Consider the following 17,911-nt stretch of genomic DNA (forward strand, 5'->3'; position numbering starts at 1 on the left):
CCGAAATCGTACGCTAAGGACGAACGGAATGAGAACTTACGCGGCGTTCCTTAGCCTAGCCGGAAAGCGGAGCGATCGAAATCCGTTCGGCATCTGATGTTCGGCATCCCATGTGTAGATGCCGGTAAGGTTGATATGTTCCCAACTGAGCGGCGATATGTGTTTCAATAGAGTATCAGGAATGTCTCGCCCCGCTCGTTTCAGCTGTGTGACCGCGCGATCAAGATAAACCGTATTCCAGTGCACGATCGCACTGACGACGAGATTGAGCCCCGAGGCGCGGAAAGCTTGGCTTTCGAACGACCGGTCACGGATCTCGCCTCGCTCGTGGAAGAACACAGCGCGTTTCAGCTTATGGGCGGCCTCTCCCCTGTTGAGACCGGCTTGGCATCTCCGCCGCAATGCCGGACTTGAGTACCATTCGATCATGAAGAGCGACCTTTCGATACGGCCGAGTTCGCGGAGCGCCCTCGCGAGATGGCTTTGCTTCGGAGATGCGGACAGCTTCTTCAGGATCGTAGACGGTACCACGGACCGCGTCGTGATCGACGCCGCGAGATGCAGCAGATCGTCCCAATGGTCGAGAATCAGGGCGGTGTTGATCGGCGCCCCGATATGGTTCGACAGGGTTGGATATGCATCGCTCCTCTCGAACGTGTGGAACTTCCGGTCTTTGAGATTGCGCAGTCGCGGTGAGAACCGCTTTCCGATCAAGGCGAACAGCCCGAAGATATGATCACTGGCACCGCCCGTGTCGGTAAAGTGTTCCTGAATGTCGAGCACCGTGTCCTGGTCGAAGAGCCCATCGAGCACATAGGCCGCCTCGCTTTCGGTCGGACTGATGGGCAAAATGCCGAAGTAGCCGTACTGATCTGATAGATGGCTATAGAATTTCGTCCCGGGTTCGCTGCCGTAGTGCAAATTGATGTCGCCGCGCTTTGCGGCTCGGTCACTCGCACGAAAAAATTGGCCATCTGACGATGACGTTGTGCCATTGCCCCAAAGGCGGGAATGCGGATGCTGGGTGTGGACATCGGTGATGCACGCTTGCGCCGCGCGGTAGGTCTCCGATCGAGCATGGAATGCGCGCATCCAACCAATCTGATGAGCGCTGATCCCCTTGGATGCGCCCGCCATTCGCTTTGGGCCGAGGTTCGTAGCATCGGCCAGGACGCCCGCCAGCATAGCAGAGACATTTTTCGGGACGTCGCCGGTGCGAACATGCGTGAATGAATCTGCAAACCCGGTCCATTCATGCACCTCCCTTAGCAAGTCGGGAACCTCCACCAACGGATACATGTCGCTGACCTCGGCATTCAGTTCCTCGGCGGCCGGGGGGACTTCGCTGGCGGTTGGCGTGACAATCAAGGTTCCTGCCTCGAGACGAACGCCCTCGAGCTTTCCGGATCGTGCTCTGTGGGCCAAACGCGTCAGGTTGAAGTCGAGCATCTGACGCGCTTCGGCAAGCCACTGCGCGCCGTCGCTCTGGACCCCCAAACCGAGACGATCTTCGTCCTTCATCTTGATGAATGTCGACCGCGGCATCAGATGCTCATCGATGGGCCGGAAAGATCGGCTGCCAGCGACCCAGATCTCCGCAGATCTAAGCCGGTCTCGTAAAGCAGCGAGCGTCGCGATTTCGTACAGACGGCGATCGGGTTTTCCTTGTTCGAAGATAAGCCGTCGATCAGTTTGGCTGAGGTGAGTGAGCGGCACGCGATCCGGGAGTGTCCGCCGCATCTCGGCATAAAGCCGTTTCAGCAGCGCAACTGCCGCTAGAAGTGGATCGTGGCGACGCGCTGAGCGGAACGTGAAGGCTAGAAGGAACGCACCAGCATATTTGTGGACGGTCGCATATTGCTCGGCCGCTACGATCAGCGATGGCGCCTCGTTGTCGTCGACCATCGACTCAAGCTCAGGCTTCATCCGAAGCAACCGGTCCCAACCGACTTTTTGGTCGAGAACATCCAATGCGTTCCGACCATGGTCGTTGGCAGACTGCAGGGCGGTGATCGTATCCAGAAACATGCGCAGCGCTTTGGCGGTGTTCGCTCTGCAGTCCATCTGCCGCTGCTTCTTCCGATTGTTGGCTTGCGAGAACAATTTACCCATCAGCTTGATGAACATCGTCACCGCATCGTCCGTGAGCTTCTGGCAAAGCTTGATGACTTGGGCCACGATCAGAGCGTGGCGACGGCTGGCGTTGAAGTCGTTGGCAAGCCAGGCCGGCGTTGCGTTGCCCTCCCGGATCATCTGGTCCCACCGTCCGGATGACACGCGCGCCTGCAGTTCCGGATCGATCTCCAGCCGCCGCAGAAAGGCTATCCGCTCGGTCAGCCCGACGAGGTTCGACGCGGCCGGCGCTTCTGGTGCCGAACGCAGCCAATGAAAGCGGGTCTGGCCGATCGACGGGTCAACCTCTAACAGCCTATCCAGTGATTGAAGCCTATCGAGTGGGATGTCTTCAATCAGGGTTCTTTCTGCTCGCCGCCGGGCTATGGCACGGCCGGCAAGGCCGATGCGTTCGATCGTGTCGATCGCCGGCAGAAGAGCGCCGCGTTCGCGAAACGCGGCGACAGTCGAACTGGCTATCGCAGCACCGTCGTCGGACAAGGTCGCCGCTTGAATTGCCGCCAATAGCGCGGCGCGGCGATCTTGCAGCGTCGCGCTTCTCGTATCCAGATACACCATTAGCCGCGCCATATGATCCCGACGGGTTTCTTCGCGGCGTGCATAGAGGGCAAATTCGTCTGGAGCGGCGCCGATCTGATCAGCAACATACTTCAGCATGGCGCGAGGCGGAGTTTCTTCTGCTCCAAGCACTCGACCCGGGTATCGCATTAGACATAGCTGGATGGCGAAGCCGAGCCGATTGTGATTACGTCTCCGCAGTTCAATCTCCAGGCGATCCGCCAATGACAACGAATAGTGTCGGATTAGGTTATCCTCGTCGACTGGTATGTCGACAAGCTTCCGGCGATCTTGATCTTTAAGAAGCTTGCGCTTTGCCATCGCCCGACTCCATTGATGAGCAATCTGCTCGAAGCGTTGTCGAGTCGGGCCGGACAGAGAAATCAAAATTGGCGCATGTCGGTGGCAATCCACAGAGATCGGATGTTGCACATCGGATCTACGGCATCGTTCCGGTTTCGTTCGACCTTAGCGTACGATTTCGGACTGCTCTTGTTCCGACCCCAGAAGCGATCGGTGGCTTGTCAGTGGGAAACCCGCCTTGCTATTTTACTGGAAGAACTCGCAGAGATCAGTGCATAGCCGACGCTCGTCGCCTTGCTGCAAGAAAGAAATGTCATCGAACATGCTGAGAATACAGCGACAAAACTTGCACTTCAATACAAGTTTGTAGCAGTCATAATCGAAACGCTCAAGATGGGGAAGTCAGGTTTGGTGGTGGAACCGGCCCAAAGCAATCCGGTCGTGTTCCACTGAGATTCGCGGGTGTTGCGCCGACCGCCTTGGGGCTGGAGAATTACCGTTCGGACACATCCTCGACAGTTGCGCTTTCCGGCTAACGAGGCTCGCCCGACGGAGTTCGCCGGACGTCAATGTCTCGACCTTAAGCCCAAGCTGTACAGCAAATTCAAACGGCAGCAGAAACATTCCTTCCAGAACACTGGGTCGTTTCAGGTCGAACAGAACTAACGCATCGGAAACCAAAACGGACACCGTTCAAGCCGCCACCTGGTCCAGCCTCCGGTCGAGTTCGCGAACGGAAATACCAAGCAGTTCAGCAGCCCGCGTTTCGCCGATAACGCCCTCAGCTAGGGCGCGGAAGCACAGGCGCTCGAAGCGCCTGGGCTCTTCTACTTCAGGAGCCAAGCTTTCCGGCTCCTCATAGGGCGCATCGCGCCATCCTCTTTCTGAAAAGATCTTGAAGAGTCGTGTGCAAGCAGCCTGACTGATGATGCCGAGATCCTGACAACGGTATGCAAGCGCCTGGACGCTCACACCGAAACGTTTCTTCAAAGCAACCAGCTCTCCAATGCTGATCGACGATCGATGCGCGCCAACCTCTGCACGCAAAACATCGGCCGGCATCAGGAAAGCGCCAGCGAAGCGATGTGCGGCTTTTTCCTCGTCAACCCCGTCGCACGGCGCAATGACCATGTGCCCCAATTCATGTGCAAGGTTAAATCTTTTGCGCTCGGACCAGGTGCTGCGCTTGACGACAATCACTCGCGCAGCTTCGCGCTCCTTACGTCGAACCTTGGCGGCGAGCCCATCCACACTGTCGAGATCGAGTGATAAAACCTTTATTCCTCGTTCTTCAAGCAACTCTGCAAGCTGTGGAATCGGATCGTTGCCGAGACCCCAATCGTCGCGGACGGATCGGGCCGCATCCTCGGCATCGCGAACATCGGTGACTGGATGCGGCGCGCTCCGTGGCTGCTCCCACTCTACGCTCCGCAAATGAAGCAGGTCTTCAACGGCAAGATAGCGCTCTAGCATGTGGATGGCACGCGCCTCCAGCGTTGCTACTTCCTTGGAGGACGTTCCTACTTTTTTTCGGAAATCTACACCCTCCAGCGAAAGCTCATCGTCACTGAGAAGGTATTCTTCCGAGACGGCGAGGGCCTTGGCCAACGCCATCAGAATTCCAGAACTTGGCATGTCCTCGTTTCGTTCATATTTTCCAATGGCTTGCGCCGAAACGATCCGCTCCATGGCATCCGCAAGAGCGCGCAACGAGAATCCCGATGCCGATCGGGCAACCTTAAGCTTGTTTCCGATCATGATGGCCTCCTTGTAACTGTCAGTTTCCATAACGCTGGGCATAACTCACATCTGTAAACCAAGTTCCCTTGCAGGTTGAAGAATGCACTCCCATATCCGGAGCGCTGCGGCGTTTGGCCCACCTTTGTAAACCGGACAATAGGGCGCCGCGACTGCTGCCGCTATGGCGAGTTGCAGGCGGACAAGACGACAAATGGAGCTGGATATGGCGGGTACGGACGATCAGGTTGAGAGATTTCTTCAGGCGATGGCGGAGGAACTGGCCATTCCGGAATCCCGGTATGAGCAGGCGGAAAGAAGCTATAGGTCTCTCGGCGACTGGTTTCATCGGCCTGAAAGCACGGTTCGCAATTTTGATCCGACCGTTTACGTGCAGGGATCGTTTCGACTCGGAACCGCAATCCGGCCGATAAACGATTCCGAGGAGTATGACGTCGACTCGGTTTGCGAGCTCAAGAAGCTTGCGAAAGGTGACCTTACCCAGTTCGACCTGAAACAGCTTCTTGGTTTCGAAATCAAAGCCTATCATGATGCCAAAGGCATGACGAAGCCTGTGGAAGAGGGTAGACGCTGCTGGGTGCTTTCCTATGCCGACGGTGCGCAATTCCACATGGATATCGTGCCTGCCCTTCCTAACGGGATGGAACAGCGACTTCTCCTGGAGCGTGCCCATTTCGACGTACGTTGGGCAGATACTGCCATCGCCATCACCGACCGGGAAGTCCCGACCTACAGGCAGAAGACGTATGATTGGCCGCGCTCCAATCCTAAGGGGTACGGGGAATGGTTCAAGTCACGAATGGCCGTGGTCCTCGCGCGGCGGAAGCGGGAGCTGGTGGAATCGTTGCGCCAGCGAGGCGTGACGGCGAGCGTCGAGCAACTACCGGACTTCCGCGTACGCACACCGCTGCAAGCCGCGGTGATGATTTTGAAGCGGCATCGCGACAATATGTTCGCTCACGAGGCCGACTTGAAACCTATTTCCGTCATCATCACGACCCTGTCTGGCCACGCGTACGGTCAGGAGGACACCATTGCCGGCGCTCTCTTCTCCATCCTCAACGCAATGGATCGATATATCCAGCATGACGGGTCCAAATTCATCATTCCAAACCCGACCGACCCTTTCGAAAATTTTGCTGACAAGTGGGAAAAGAACCCGCGCAAGGCCGAGGCCTTCTTTCGATGGCTCAACCAAGCACGGGAAGACTTCGGTCGGGCTGCCCGTGCCGCGACGTTGCAGGGTATGAACGAGGCGGTGTCGGCCCGTATGGGCGCAGCATTGTCGGATCGTGCCACGCGCCGCATCGGCGGCGGCAGCGGGCTCCTGAGGGCGGCGTCGGTGGCTCCCATCGCGCCGGTCGCAGCGATTCCGTCTTTTGGAAATGCCGCTCGGGTTCCCACTACGCCGAAGGGATTTGCATGAGCTGGTGGCTTACCGACGTTGCCCGTGCGAAAGCCGAGCGAACTGCGATCGCGCAATTGTCTGAGCGCGATGGCTGGTTGTCGGGTATCTCCTGGCGGCTGGGAGATGATCTTCATCTGATCGTGGATTTCGACGTGCAACATGGCGCAGAGACGTTTGGTCTCTCCATGACATATCCGTCCACCTTTCCCGACACACCACCAATGGTGCAGCCCCGCGATGAACGGCGCCTTTCTTGGCATCAGTACGGCCCCGGCGGTGAGCTCTGCCTCGAGTTCAGGCCGGACAACTGGGCTCCTTCGATCACCGGCGCAATGATGGTTGAAAGCGCCCATCGTCTTCTGTCAGGAGAGCGACCAGGCGAAAACGAGCCCGGTATCGTCCGCTCAGCGCATCAGGCATCAATCGGCAGGGAGACCCGTGGGGAGTTTACGCGCTTCATTCTTAACGACAGCGCCGCGACGGTTCTTGCAGCTTTGCCCGTTGATGTTCCGACAGCCATCACCGTCTGGGATCGGCTCGCCAAGCCAACCTGGGTCGCATCGCTCATGAGCGTAGGTGAAGGAGGGATATTGTGGGCCCAGAATGCGCCGCAACCCTCGCACTCCTCGGTCGCAAATGGGTTCGTTATCCGGACAACGCGAAATGTTGACCGCTTCCGCCTAAGCCCCAAAGATTTCGCCGAAGTGATGCCGGTAGAGTTTCCAGACCTGCTGGCAAAACTTCCCAAGAACCCATTCGATGGTTTTGTGTTGCTTGGAAACGAGAACCATTGGGTCGCGCTAAATCTTTACCCCTATGAGGGCAAACAGAGTGTCTTTGGCTATAAGATAATTGTCGCCCCAAGCGTCTCCGGAAGGCTGCCTGCGGGTTACGCCAGCTTGGCCCAAAAGCGGATCGCAATCGTTGGCTGCGGTTCTGTGGGTTCAAAAATCGCAAGCACGCTCGCGCGATCTGGCGTAAGCAATTTCACGCTGGTCGATGACGATGTCTTCTTCCAGGCAAACCTTGTCAGGAATGATCTTGATGCGCAGGCAATCGGTCAACACAAGGTCGATGCGCTTGCAGCCCGCCTGCAGAATCTGGTGGCAAACGCAGACATTTCCGTTCGGCGGATTGCACTCGGTCAGCAGGAAAGTGCGGGGTCGACAGAGTCCGTTATGGAGGAGCTGGTCCAAGCCGACCTATTGGTCGACGCGACGGCAGACCCCCGTGCGTTCAACCTCGTTGCAGCCATTGCCCGTCGTCATAGCAAACCCATGGTCTGGTGTCAGGTCTTTGCGGGCGGAATCGGCGGCATCATTGCTAGGGTCCGCCCGGGGTTTGATCCGATCCCTACCGAAGCGCGCAGCCAAATCCGCGCATGGTGCGATAATCATAACGTGCCCTGGATCGCCGCAACCGAAACGGACTATGGGATCGAGCGAGATAACGCCCCACCGTTGATCGCCGATGACGCTGATGTCAGCGTGATTGCCAACCATGCGTCCAGGTTCATTCTGGATATTCTCACGCGCGAGCAAAGTGTCTTTCCTTGCTCTGCCTACGCGATCGGACTGGTGGCCGAATGGATTTTCCGTGCGCCCTTTGATACCTGGCCAATCGATCTTCGGCAGGAAGGTGACTGGGGTGGTACCCAGGAACTGGCTTCATCCGAAGAGCTCAAAGAGCTCCTTGCATCGCTGTTTCCGAAGGTGAATGCGTGATCAGGATCACACTCTCCAGGCAGATCCGTGATCGCATGAAGTTACCGTTGAGACGAGCCGGATTGCGTGAAATCGGCGGCATTCTCATGGGACAGGAGATTGCAAGCGGCCATTTCTCCGTTCTAGACTTCTCGGTGGACGAAGCGTCAGGAGCCAATGCCCACTTTGTGCGTGATGCTGATCATCACCGCCATGCGCTGGATGCGTTTTTCGACCGAACAGGTCACAATTATCAAGCATTCAACTACTTGGGCGAATGGCATTCCCATCCAAGTTTCTCGGTTCGGCCAAGCCTCACTGACGTGCGCTCCATGCAGGAACTGGTTGATGGTGAAAGAGATATCGGTTTTGCCGTGCTCCTGATTGTGAAGCTTGGGTTCTGGGGCCGTTTCAATGCATCAGCGAGCCTGCACCGGCGTGCACTCCCGCCTGAAATGATCGACCTGCGCGCAAATTGAGGGGCATCGCGATGAACTGGAATACACTAGATTTTGTTGTTCGATCTTTGGTCTCGTGGTTCGTGCGAGCCCGTCATGCTGAAAGCTGGATTTTCCGCGGAGCCGTTGCGGTCTTGGTTGCAATCCACGGGGTAAACTGGGTCTTCAAATATTCCGGTACCATCGGAGGTGAGCCCGGATCGATAGAGTTCGGGACGGCAGGTGCTGTGCCCGATAGTATTCTCTGGATCATCACGGTCGTCTGCATCACCCTTATGCTGGGATCGGCCGTGTGGGCCTGGATACGTTATGCGAAGGAGCAACAGCGTCTTGCGCGAAAAAAAGTCTTTGTCATCGAGGGGAGAGGTTTGCGCGATGATGATGGATCATCGCTCAAATCCGCCGTACCCGAAAGCATCACGGGCACGCGTATCGACTACATGCTCGATCTGCGGCAGCGCAAGGATGGTATGATCGTCGAGCCGGAAGATCTCCTTCCACCTGTTGCCGCAATGAAAACCTGGGTCCATCAGGCGCAGAAGGGCAACGAACGTAGCGACCTGACAACAGTCTATGGCGGCCTGACGGCCGTCCCATTGACCTTTTTGACCGGTCTGCTTCTGGACGACGAAGGCGATATTGTCGTCATGGATTGGGATCGGGTTGCAAGCCGTTGGCGCCTGCTTGACGGTCAAGACGATGCATCGCGTTTTGAAATTACCGGTTTGGAACAGGTCGGGGCACAGCGGGAAGTCGTTCTCGCGATCTCGGCTTCGTATATGGTGAAAACCGAGGATCTCGCAACGACGTTTAACTGCCCGATTGTCAGGATGACATTGCCTGACCTGCAATCATCTCATTGGTCTCAGGCGAGGCAGTCAGCGCTGGCCGATCAGTTCCTCGGCGTCTTGAAACAGCTCGATGCAAAAGGCGTGGAGCAAGTCCATCTGGTTCTGGCAGCCCAGAACAGTGTCGTGTTCAATCTCGCTCGTCGATATGACAAGCGAAATCTACCGAGGGTCGCTGTCTATCAGTTTGAACGTTCCCAGGAACGGCGATACCCGTGGGGAATCGAGATGCCTGTTGCCGGGGTAAATGTTGCCCATGTGATTCAGACGGATGAAGGCGCTGCGAGATTTCCGGAACGAACGTAAGGGTGAGCCTCGAGGACAGCTGGGATATGGCGAACGCCTGAGCGTATGGTGCATTTGAGAAGTGTTAGCTCATTTTCGGACCGGGCACTGATCTCAAGGCCAACCTCCATCAGGAGCCGGTCGAGTTTCGCGCGGGGATCAACAGTCTCGTGGTCCCGATGCAAGACGTGATGGAAATGGACCGCTTGCCCATCATTCGAGCGTTCAGCAATCGCCAGCGTGACCGCTTGAAACTTTTGTTCTTTGAACGGTGTTGTATCGCAACCGATGCTATGGTGGTTCAGCCTGCAACAGCCGTGGATGCGCATCGAAAATCGCAGACGTCCCGTTGCTCGCCGACAAGCTTGTCCGAAGCCAGTACCCTGGCTTTTGCCTGTTTGTTTTCTTCGGCACATCTTTTCCAGAAGCGAGTATCACGTAATGGGACAAGGTTGCCATGTGTCGGGTTTTTGCATATATTCAGTGTCGGGTTTTTGTAACGGGAAGCCGATCATGGATCAGACATTGAAGCAACGGATCAGGACAAGAGTTAGCCGGACGAAGAAGACCGACGTCTTCATTCCGCGCGATTTTGCTGACCTGAGCGGCGACGATCAGGTTCTTCGGGCCCTGAGAGCATTGGTAAAGGATGGCGCACTCATACGCCTGGGCTATGGTGTCTATGCCCGGGCCGTACGGTCACGGCTGTCGGGGCGGGTTATGGTCTCCAGTTCAAACGGGTTTCACGGTGCTGCCCTCCAGGCCCTGAACAAACTCGGGGTCCCTTGGGAGCAAGGTGACAGCACCCAGGCCTATAATAGGGGGCAGTCCACCCAGGTCCCGGTTAATCTTACCGTCAAGGTCGGGAAACGTTTCAGCCGCCGGCTATCCGACGGCCGTACGGAGCTTCGCGTTGAGCGATAAGCCGGACCTGCAGACGCTGCTCGAGGTGCAGGACTACTTCGCCCTGCCCTCGACGGCCCTCGTCGAAAAGGACTGGTTCGTCGTGCGTGCCCTCGCGGCGATCCACGACGTAGAGGTCGACGGACTGACGTTGGCTTTCGGTGGCGGGACGGCGCTCGGCCGGGCATATCGTCTGCTCGAACGCATGTCAGAAGACATAGACTTGCGCATCGTAGGGGAAAATGCAGGTGAGCGCGGGTCCCTCAAGCGTATGAGACGTGCGGTAAGCAAACGTCTGCAAGACGCCGGCTTCACGGTCGAGGGCCACGTGCGGGTACTCCAGAACGGCTCTTATGTGCGATACGACCTGCCCTACGAGCCGATCGCCAAGGGCGAGGGTGTCCTACGCCCGGAGATCAAGATCGAAATCGCGGCATTTCCGATCTGCACGGCCCCGGAGTTGTGTTCGGTCACCTCATTCGTCGGAGAAGCCACCGGTCGGCCGGCCGAGGCCAACGATGTTAAATGCGTTCGTCTGGTGGAAACGGCTGCCGACAAGTTCGTCGCGCTCGGGCGCCGGGCAGGTTTTGCTTTTGCCGGGCACGAGCCGCTAGACCATACGCTGGTCCGTCATGTCTATGACATTTCACGCATGGATGGTACGTACGACCTTGATACAGCAGTTGCGATTGCATTGGATACCATGGTGACCGAGTCAAAAAGTGACCGGGCGGACAAATATCCGGACTACAAGTCAGATCCTCGCGCTGAGACGCTCAAGACGTTCGAGATAATGGCGACGCATGCTGAATTCGCTGCGCACTACGAAAAGCTCATGGGCGACATGGTATACGGCGCGCGGCCAAGTTTCGCGGAGGCCTTCACCGTTGTAGAACGCTTTGCGCAGAAAGTCCGCGAAGCCTAAGGGCGGTTTCGCCGATGAAGACTGGAACATTGACCGGAAACGCAGACCCCATCGACAGCCGCCCTGCTAGGCCGGTGTTGCTAACGGGTCACCCGACCTAAAATGGCAGCAATAGGGTCGCAAGCTACCTGACAAGCCTGTCCCCGTTGATGCTTGATTGCGATTCTTGAGGCTTGCGCAGTTTCACGAGGCTGATACCGACAAAGCTGCATCGAGCGACCTGCGCCCACTGCGCGCAAGCCAGGACCTGAAAGTCAGCAGGTCGGGGTTGATTTCGCGCATGAGTTCCAGATCGACCTGCTCGGCGAGCGGCCCGTCTTCCAGACTCTCCGCCATATGGGCGAGATCAGCGTTTGCAGCCAGAACATCTTCCGGAAACCGTTCGTAGGCTATCGGACGACCAATTGCTTCGCTGAGTATGACCGCAAGCTCGCGCCCGGTCAGGCGGTCGCTGGCGATCTTAAGTGTTGCGCCGCCAAAGCGGGACTTGTCGGCAAGCACGGCAGCGACAAACCTGCCGATGTCTTCCACGGCGGTAAGCTGAATGGAATGGTCGGATCGGATCAGGGACACCAGCCGGCCCTCATCCAGACCGAAGCCAGGTCGCACCAGCATTTCCATGAAAATCATCGGCCGGATGATGGTCGTAGTCATGTCGAGCTGTCGAATATGGGCTTCGATACGAGGCTTGGCGTCGAAACGCGGAACGCCTGTCAGTTCATTCCCCACGCTGGCGCCTGAGGAATAAACAAAATGGTTGACGCCGGTTTCAGCAGCGATATCCGCAATCGATATACCATGACGGACTTCGTCTTCGGCAGCCAGGCTGGCTGGCAGTACGCTAAAGACACCGTAAGCGTCTTTCATCGCTGTGCGGACTACTTTGGTCTCTTCAAATGAACCCTGCACAAGCTCGACACCTGAATTCCGCAATTGCAGCGATGCAGCTTTGGTGGAGTCCGGAACGAGTGCGCGAACAGGCCATCCCGCCTTCAACAAGGCTTTGGCGACAGATCCGCCTTGCCTTCCGGTAGCGCCGAAAACCAGAATGGGGTGCTTGCTATTGGTCACTTGAAACCCTCGCGTTAAAACAAGGGCCATCTATATATACGAATGTAATTCTGCCGGAAGACGGCACATTTTTCAGCATCAGGCACAAGGACGATACCCTTGGATATACAGATCGATGCCGGTCCATCGCGCGGATCAGAAAACGACAGACACTTCAGACCCATACCGTCAAACGGGGTCTGCAGCCTGCTGAGTGACAAATGGACTCTGCCAGTTCTTTGGCGTCTTTCTGTCGCGGAAGATCATCGGCTCCGCTTTTCGACATTGAGAAAAGAGGTCGGTGAGATCACCCAGCGCATGCTGACGCTCACGCTGCGAAATCTCGAGCGCGACGGATTTGTTGTACGTCACTATTTTCCCGAAGTGCCGCCGCGTGTCGAATACGAACTGACAGAGATCGCCCATGGAGCTTTGCGCGCCCTCGACGGATTTAACTTCTGGGTCCACGACAATCTGGACACCATCAAGGCGCGCCGGAGCACTTACGACCGGGCAGAGTCTTAGATCAGATCCCCGAGAAGAGCTGAGGTGGAGAGGCCGCTCCAGGTAACCGTTTCGCCAGGCCCGCTTTCCGCGTTATTGGTTCCGCGCTCAACGGCTACGTTCAAGGTCGCAAGCCCCATTTTGTGATCTGTTGTTGTCGATCGTGCCCACGGGGATGTTTGGGCCTGTCGTATCAAAACGACGGTTCGCTCATTGACCTATTTGCCGATTGGAGCATTCGCCGGTTTGCACAATGACAGAACAACCAGTTGGCGGACTCACCTCTTCGCCCAACCGGTGTTTCACCGCTTCACCGCTTCACCGTTTCACCGCTTCGCGTCTTCGCTGATTCACCGATTCTCCGGTTGGCCTGAACACCGATTCGCTCATTCACCGACTTGCCCAATCACGGATTCGCCTGGTCGCGCATCCGCCGGTTCACCGCGTTACCTATTCGGTGAATATGCATTGTGTCATTTCGCCGATACGCTTCTTTGCCGATCTGCCGATGTACCTATTCAGCCAAGCACCGAGCCACTCATTCGCTTATTTGCCGATGCACTCACTCGGCGAAGCACTCATTAACACCATCGCTCAGCCGCGGATTCGCTGAACCACCCGCCCACTTATTCGCTTATTCACTTAACCGCACAATCGCCGATCACCGGAATTACGGGATATCTTCAGCCGGATGAAGGCTCCGGGAACCCCTCAAAACAGGCGGAACCGCCCTCCTCACTTCCGGCCGTACATCGATCGCTCGCGCCCGTCGTTTTTGCCCAACTCTGGCAAAAATTGCAGATCACGGAGATGCCCGGTCGCCCAGGCGACCATCGCCCCTGGGGCGAAACGGCTATTGGTATACCAATAGCCTATCCTGCCATCTCTCACCACCATGTCCAGCCCACGTGCCCGACCCGCCAATGCTGTTGCGAGTCGTCAGACGATGCAACAGCGATCACAGGTGTATCGCCTGTGATCCGCGGAGGAGGAATAGCGCGTGGGCCGGACATGGTGGTGAGAGATGCTGAAGTGAGCCGCCGTCGGGAGCAGTCGGGATGCCCGTGACCGCAGGGAGCGGACATCGATGACATGCGAACGACTGGGCGGCGAACGCACCGCAGGAGAGGAGGATCGTCTGGAGCGGATGCCCGAAGCATGAGGGCGCAGCGCAGGACGATCCTCCTCTCCGTATTGTTTGGGGAAGTCGCGGCAGCGTCCGTTTACCGGCCCGGGAGGCCGGGCGGGGCCTGCCCCGCACCGCAGGGAGAGGGGAGTTTGAGGGGAGAGGCGGCAAGTCTCGCCCCTCAAGACCGCGCGCAGGCTCGATGCCGGCAAGCGGTCAGGACCACGCGGAAAAGACGAGAGGCGACCGTGCCGCCTCTCGTCTTCATATCAGTCGGTCCCCAGTTCGCGGATCACGGCGGCGACAGGCCAGTCGCCGAAATGGGTCCGGCGCTGGGCAACGAGGATGTCGACGGCCGTCTCATTGGCTTCGATGGCTCGGATTGCCTCATCCATATCGTCATAGGGGCCGAGATTTTCGACCGGCTCATAGTCGCCATAGTCTTCGTCCCAGCTGCCGGCAATGTATTGCGGCGCGTTTTTGACACGGATCAGTGCCCGTTCTGCCTCGCGGATGAGACGGAACCCCTCGGTGCGCTGCCGCCAGTATTCCGGGCTTCCACCATCGATGTATTTGATCTTGCGCTGTGTCATAGGAAGTCTCCTTTCGTTTTCTGACGGAAGGAGTCCGCACGATAGCCGCGAGGGGTCAGGGATCGCGGAACGCGGCCGCCGGAGGCGGCAAGCGGGGGAGCCGATTTTCTGACGACGCCCAAAGGCGGCGCCTGAAAATTGGGGGAACCGCGCAGTCCTTGACGCCGGAGTGGCGGGTGCAAAATGGGAAGTCAGAGAAGAAGAGCCCACGGCGCCAGGGGCGCCGTGTCCGTGTTGAGGGAGAGTGTGAGAGGGCTAGGCCCTCTTGCCGCCGGGCGGGCCGGTCGATCCGGACCACCCGGCGAAGGTGCGATGACAGACCCATCCGTCGGGTCCTTAGCGCGTCGTATCGGGTGAGCGGGGACGGGATTGCCGCCCCCTTCTGTCGCCCTCACACCGTGGCGATGACGGCCGGATTGGCGGCCTTCAGCGTGGCGGTAAAACCGCTGACGCGGCTGCCGAATACATGCGGTCCGCTGATTGCCTCGAAAGTCGGTGACAGGACCGGGAACCGGATCGTCAGGATGGCGGCAAAATCCTCGATGGGCCGCTGCGGTGAAACGGTTTCGCCAAACTGGTCGGTACCGACGATCAGGAGATTGCCGGCCAGCGGACTTGCATAATCCGCCACCTCGGTGAAGCATGGGATCTCGTCCATCAGCCCGTTGTCGTCAACGATGATGCAATGGTTCCGGTCGATCCTCACCATGTCGATGAGGTTGCATCCGATATGACGGCGAATGTCGGCAAGGCTGTTTGCCGGATCGATCGTCACCATACGGATGCTGCGGGTTTCGACTTCGACAAGATAGGCGTTGAGGGTCATTTTGAAGCTCCTTCGGTTCGCGAAGCGAAGGGCCTTTCGTCAGGAAGCAGGCCCCGCTCCTGCTTCCCGAGCGCGCGCGGAGCGGCGGGTGAGAGGGGGGCAAGGCGCAGGCGCCGGAGGGGGATCACCCGTCCTGCACAAGCCGGCGCGGAAGGACGGGGAGACCGGCGACTGGACCTTGCTGGGGAGAGAGGGCGGCGCCCTCTTTTCCCGATCAGACCGGAATGGATCGCCAAAGGCGATTTCCGTCGGCGCAGCCGAGGGAGAGGATCGTCACCGGCATCGGCGGAGACCGCTTGCGGGCTCCGTTCGCGCAGCGAATAGAGCCGTCCGCGTAGCGGCTCGCCCTCAATCCCCTTTCACTCCGCAAATATTCGGATAAGGCGGGAAACGAAACAGATTGCGAGGAACGGCAGGCATTGAAGAAGATCGTCAAGCTCGATGACGAGCGAAGCAAACGAACCGACAAGCGGAAACCAGCCGCCACGGCTGAACGAAGACCGCCGAAACGGCCGAGGTGGAAACGCAGCCGTATCCGACCCAGCAGCATCGTATTGGCGACCATCATCGCTTTGGTGGTGTTTGGCGGTTATCTTGTCGCAACGCAGGACATCATCGTTGATCTCGGGCCGCCGATGTCTGCACGGGCAAACGCTCCGGTTTCGGTTCGCTTCGATATCTGTCCGAATGGACCGCATCGCGACTGCGTGGTCGACGGCGACACGTTCTGGCTTGGTGATCAGAAGATCAGGATTGCGGATATCGACACGCCGGAACTCAGCCCGCCGCGGTGTAAGGCGGAGAGGATCAAGGGCGAGGCGGCGAAGACACGTTTGCTCGACCTCCTCAATGACGGGGCATTCTCGCTTGTGGCGGGTGATCGGGACGAGGACAGGTATGGCCGGAAGTTGCGCAGGGTTGTCCGCGACGGGCAGTCCATCGGCGACATTCTGGTTGCTGAAGGTCTGGCGCGGCGCTGGGACGGCGCACGGCATCCCTGGTGCGATTGATCCATCACCGAGATGAATCGGTCGGGCCTGACCGATTCAAATCTCTGGTTGGACGCAGAATCGGCAATCGACGATTCTGTCGTCATGATTGCCCAGCCCTATCAGCTTTATATCGAACGCAGGGACGTCTCGATGAACATGGCTCGTTATTATGCCATGGATATCTCGGAGACCCTGTTTGGAGAGACCCGGCTGACGCGCCGCTGGGGACGCATCGGCGCGCGCGGCCAGTCGAAGGCGCATATCTTCCAGCGTGAAGAGGAGGCGGTGCTGCTGTTTCTCGATCTCGTTCGCCAGAAGCGGACACGCGGCTATCGCCCGGCGGGACGTCAGGTGGAACGAGGCCCGCGCGAGCAGGCCTCGACTGGTGCCTTATCGGCGCCGGTCCCAGTCCGTCTCGAAGGCGATCTCGATCTCGACGAAGAACGGGATCTTGATTGCGAGCTTGAGGCCGAGTTTGCCTTTGCGGAAGAAATGGCCGGCGACTTTGCCGAGTGCGCGCAGCCGGCGACCGGTGGCGGTGAGGAATTGGGCGAGTTGGCGCATGATGTTTACTCCTTTCGATAACGTGTCATTGCGGGGATAGGCCGCGGCCCGGAAAGGCGTGCTGCACCCGAAAGGGCCGCAGCGTATGCGGAGGACCTGCCGGCGACGGAATTTTGAAGCGCGAGGAGCCGAAGGCGGGGAAAACTCCGTTGCCGGCAGGTTGCAGTGCAACGACCGGGCTGCAACATCCCCGATGCCGATGACAGGGGATCTAAAGGAACGACGCGGCAACCTTCCCGATCTCTTCCGGTGGGATGCAGGCTGCGGTATTGGTGTGGTCGGTGGCGAAGCGAAGCGTCGGGCCCTGGCCGCCGGTCGATCCGGCGGGCTGGGCCGGCAACTGCGGCAGAAGCCTCCGTCAGAACGGAGGCTCCGAGGAATGGCTGCCGTCCTGTTCGGCAAGCGCGGCGGCCAGCTCAGCCTGGGCGAGTTCGAGCTCGGCCTTGATCTGGCGGCGCTCTGCGGCATCGACTACGGCCCGCATCTCGGCGCGCAACTCTTCAACCTGGATTTCGAGGGCATAGGTCATCGTCGTCTCCTTGACGTTTGTGAAAGACGGGGACCAGCGGCGTGAGGGGATGGCGGGGTCAAGGATCGCGGCACGCGACCGGCGAAGCCGGCGTATGGGGGAGCCGATTTGCGGAACCTGCCCGGCAGGGCGGGCGGAGCAAATTGGGGGAACCATGCGTCCTTGAGGCCGTCATTTCCGAACGGCACAATGGGACGATCTGAGCAGACCCCACCTCTCCGTATGGCACCGGAAAGAAGCAGGCGGGTTCGATACCCGCCTGCTTCTTCATCGTATCGGGAGAGACCTGACCTGTTCGTCGGCCTTGTCCATTGGACGGGGGTAGATGGCCCGCCGGGCCTCAGGGACACCCGAAGACGCATAATTCCTGTGGTTTTCGCGCCTTTTCGGTCGAATGCGGATGTTTCGCACTTATCGTTGCGGCATCTTCAAGATCATACCGGAA

Annotated in this window: 14 protein-coding genes and 1 pseudogene; 9 read left to right on the top strand and 6 right to left on the bottom strand. The window is 58.3% G+C overall.

Annotation, left to right across the window (positions count from 1 at the left end):
* Positions 1 to 36 precede the first annotated feature (36 nt).
* Entirely contained in the window at positions 37 to 3,012 is a 2,976-nt protein-coding gene (locus AGR1_RS28460; protein WP_149149115.1) for a Tn3 family transposase, read from the bottom strand.
* Between the two features lie 675 nt (positions 3,013 to 3,687).
* Positions 3,688 to 4,752 carry an XRE family transcriptional regulator gene (locus tag AGR1_RS28470; RefSeq protein WP_062653253.1) on the bottom strand — a complete coding sequence of 355 codons (1,065 nt, stop codon included), beginning with the start codon at positions 4,750 to 4,752 and terminating at the stop codon, positions 3,688 to 3,690.
* A gap of 205 nt (positions 4,753 to 4,957) precedes the next feature.
* Between AGR1_RS28470 and AGR1_RS28475 the strand changes: the two genes are divergently transcribed.
* The 6 genes from AGR1_RS28475 (at position 4,958) to AGR1_RS28505 (ending at position 11,282) form a co-directional block, all read left to right on the top strand.
* On the top strand, positions 4,958 to 6,178 hold the full coding sequence (locus AGR1_RS28475) for a nucleotidyltransferase (protein ID WP_036589601.1): 1,221 nt from the start codon (positions 4,958 to 4,960) through the stop codon (positions 6,176 to 6,178).
* Entirely contained in the window at positions 6,175 to 7,884 is a 1,710-nt protein-coding gene (locus tag AGR1_RS28480; protein WP_062653229.1) for a ThiF family adenylyltransferase, read from the top strand. Before AGR1_RS28475 ends, AGR1_RS28480 begins: the two co-directional genes overlap by 4 nt.
* On the top strand, positions 7,881 to 8,342 hold the full coding sequence (locus tag AGR1_RS28485; RefSeq protein WP_107341216.1) for a Mov34/MPN/PAD-1 family protein: 462 nt from the start codon (positions 7,881 to 7,883) through the stop codon (positions 8,340 to 8,342). The genes AGR1_RS28480 and AGR1_RS28485 overlap by 4 nt, the downstream gene beginning before the upstream one ends.
* 11 nt (positions 8,343 to 8,353) lie before the next feature.
* A complete protein-coding gene (locus tag AGR1_RS28490) occupies positions 8,354 to 9,475 on the top strand; it encodes an SAVED domain-containing protein (RefSeq protein ID WP_072492868.1) in 1,122 nt (373 codons plus the stop codon).
* Between the two features lie 492 nt (positions 9,476 to 9,967).
* Positions 9,968 to 10,378, top strand: a complete 411-nt coding sequence (locus AGR1_RS28500; protein ID WP_036589581.1) for a DUF6088 family protein — start codon at positions 9,968 to 9,970, stop codon at positions 10,376 to 10,378.
* On the top strand, positions 10,368 to 11,282 hold the full coding sequence (locus tag AGR1_RS28505; protein ID WP_036589577.1) for a nucleotidyl transferase AbiEii/AbiGii toxin family protein: 915 nt from the start codon (positions 10,368 to 10,370) through the stop codon (positions 11,280 to 11,282). The genes AGR1_RS28500 and AGR1_RS28505 overlap by 11 nt, the downstream gene beginning before the upstream one ends.
* 183 nt (positions 11,283 to 11,465) lie before the next feature.
* Here the strand turns inward: AGR1_RS28505 and AGR1_RS28510 are convergent, their stop codons facing one another.
* Positions 11,466 to 12,353 carry an NmrA/HSCARG family protein gene (locus AGR1_RS28510; protein WP_036589575.1) on the bottom strand — a complete coding sequence of 296 codons (888 nt, stop codon included), beginning with the start codon at positions 12,351 to 12,353 and terminating at the stop codon, positions 11,466 to 11,468.
* Positions 12,354 to 12,452: 99 nt separating this feature from the next.
* On the opposite strand from AGR1_RS28510, the gene AGR1_RS28515 reads away from it, so the two are divergent.
* Positions 12,453 to 12,857, top strand: coding sequence for a helix-turn-helix domain-containing protein (locus tag AGR1_RS28515; protein ID WP_036589573.1), 405 nt, complete (start codon positions 12,453 to 12,455; stop codon positions 12,855 to 12,857).
* A gap of 1,374 nt (positions 12,858 to 14,231) precedes the next feature.
* On the opposite strand, the gene AGR1_RS28520 is transcribed toward AGR1_RS28515, so the two are convergent.
* The gene (locus AGR1_RS28520; RefSeq protein WP_011982970.1) at positions 14,232 to 14,555 is read right to left on the bottom strand and encodes a hypothetical protein; all 324 of its coding nucleotides are present in this window, start codon (positions 14,553 to 14,555) and stop codon (positions 14,232 to 14,234) included.
* A gap of 391 nt (positions 14,556 to 14,946) precedes the next feature.
* Positions 14,947 to 15,381: a DUF3846 domain-containing protein gene (locus AGR1_RS28525; protein WP_011982969.1), complete on the bottom strand. Its 435-nt coding sequence runs from the start codon at positions 15,379 to 15,381 to the stop codon at positions 14,947 to 14,949.
* Positions 15,382 to 15,992: 611 nt separating this feature from the next.
* Between AGR1_RS28525 and AGR1_RS28530 the strand changes: the two genes are divergently transcribed.
* Complete coding sequence (locus AGR1_RS28530) at positions 15,993 to 16,391, top strand: thermonuclease family protein (RefSeq protein WP_246669773.1); 399 nt, start codon at positions 15,993 to 15,995, stop codon at positions 16,389 to 16,391.
* Positions 16,392 to 16,475: 84 nt separating this feature from the next.
* Positions 16,476 to 16,712 (top strand): annotated as a pseudogene (locus tag AGR1_RS28535) (WGR domain-containing protein); the annotation flags it as partial.
* Positions 16,713 to 17,295: 583 nt separating this feature from the next.
* Here the strand turns inward: AGR1_RS28535 and AGR1_RS29745 are convergent.
* Complete coding sequence (locus tag AGR1_RS29745; protein ID WP_011982966.1) at positions 17,296 to 17,466, bottom strand: hypothetical protein; 171 nt, start codon at positions 17,464 to 17,466, stop codon at positions 17,296 to 17,298.
* Between the last annotated feature and the right edge of the window lie 445 nt (positions 17,467 to 17,911).

Source organism: Agrobacterium sp. B1(2019), from assembly GCF_008274755.1.
GTDB lineage: Bacteria > Pseudomonadota > Alphaproteobacteria > Rhizobiales > Rhizobiaceae > Agrobacterium > Agrobacterium salinitolerans.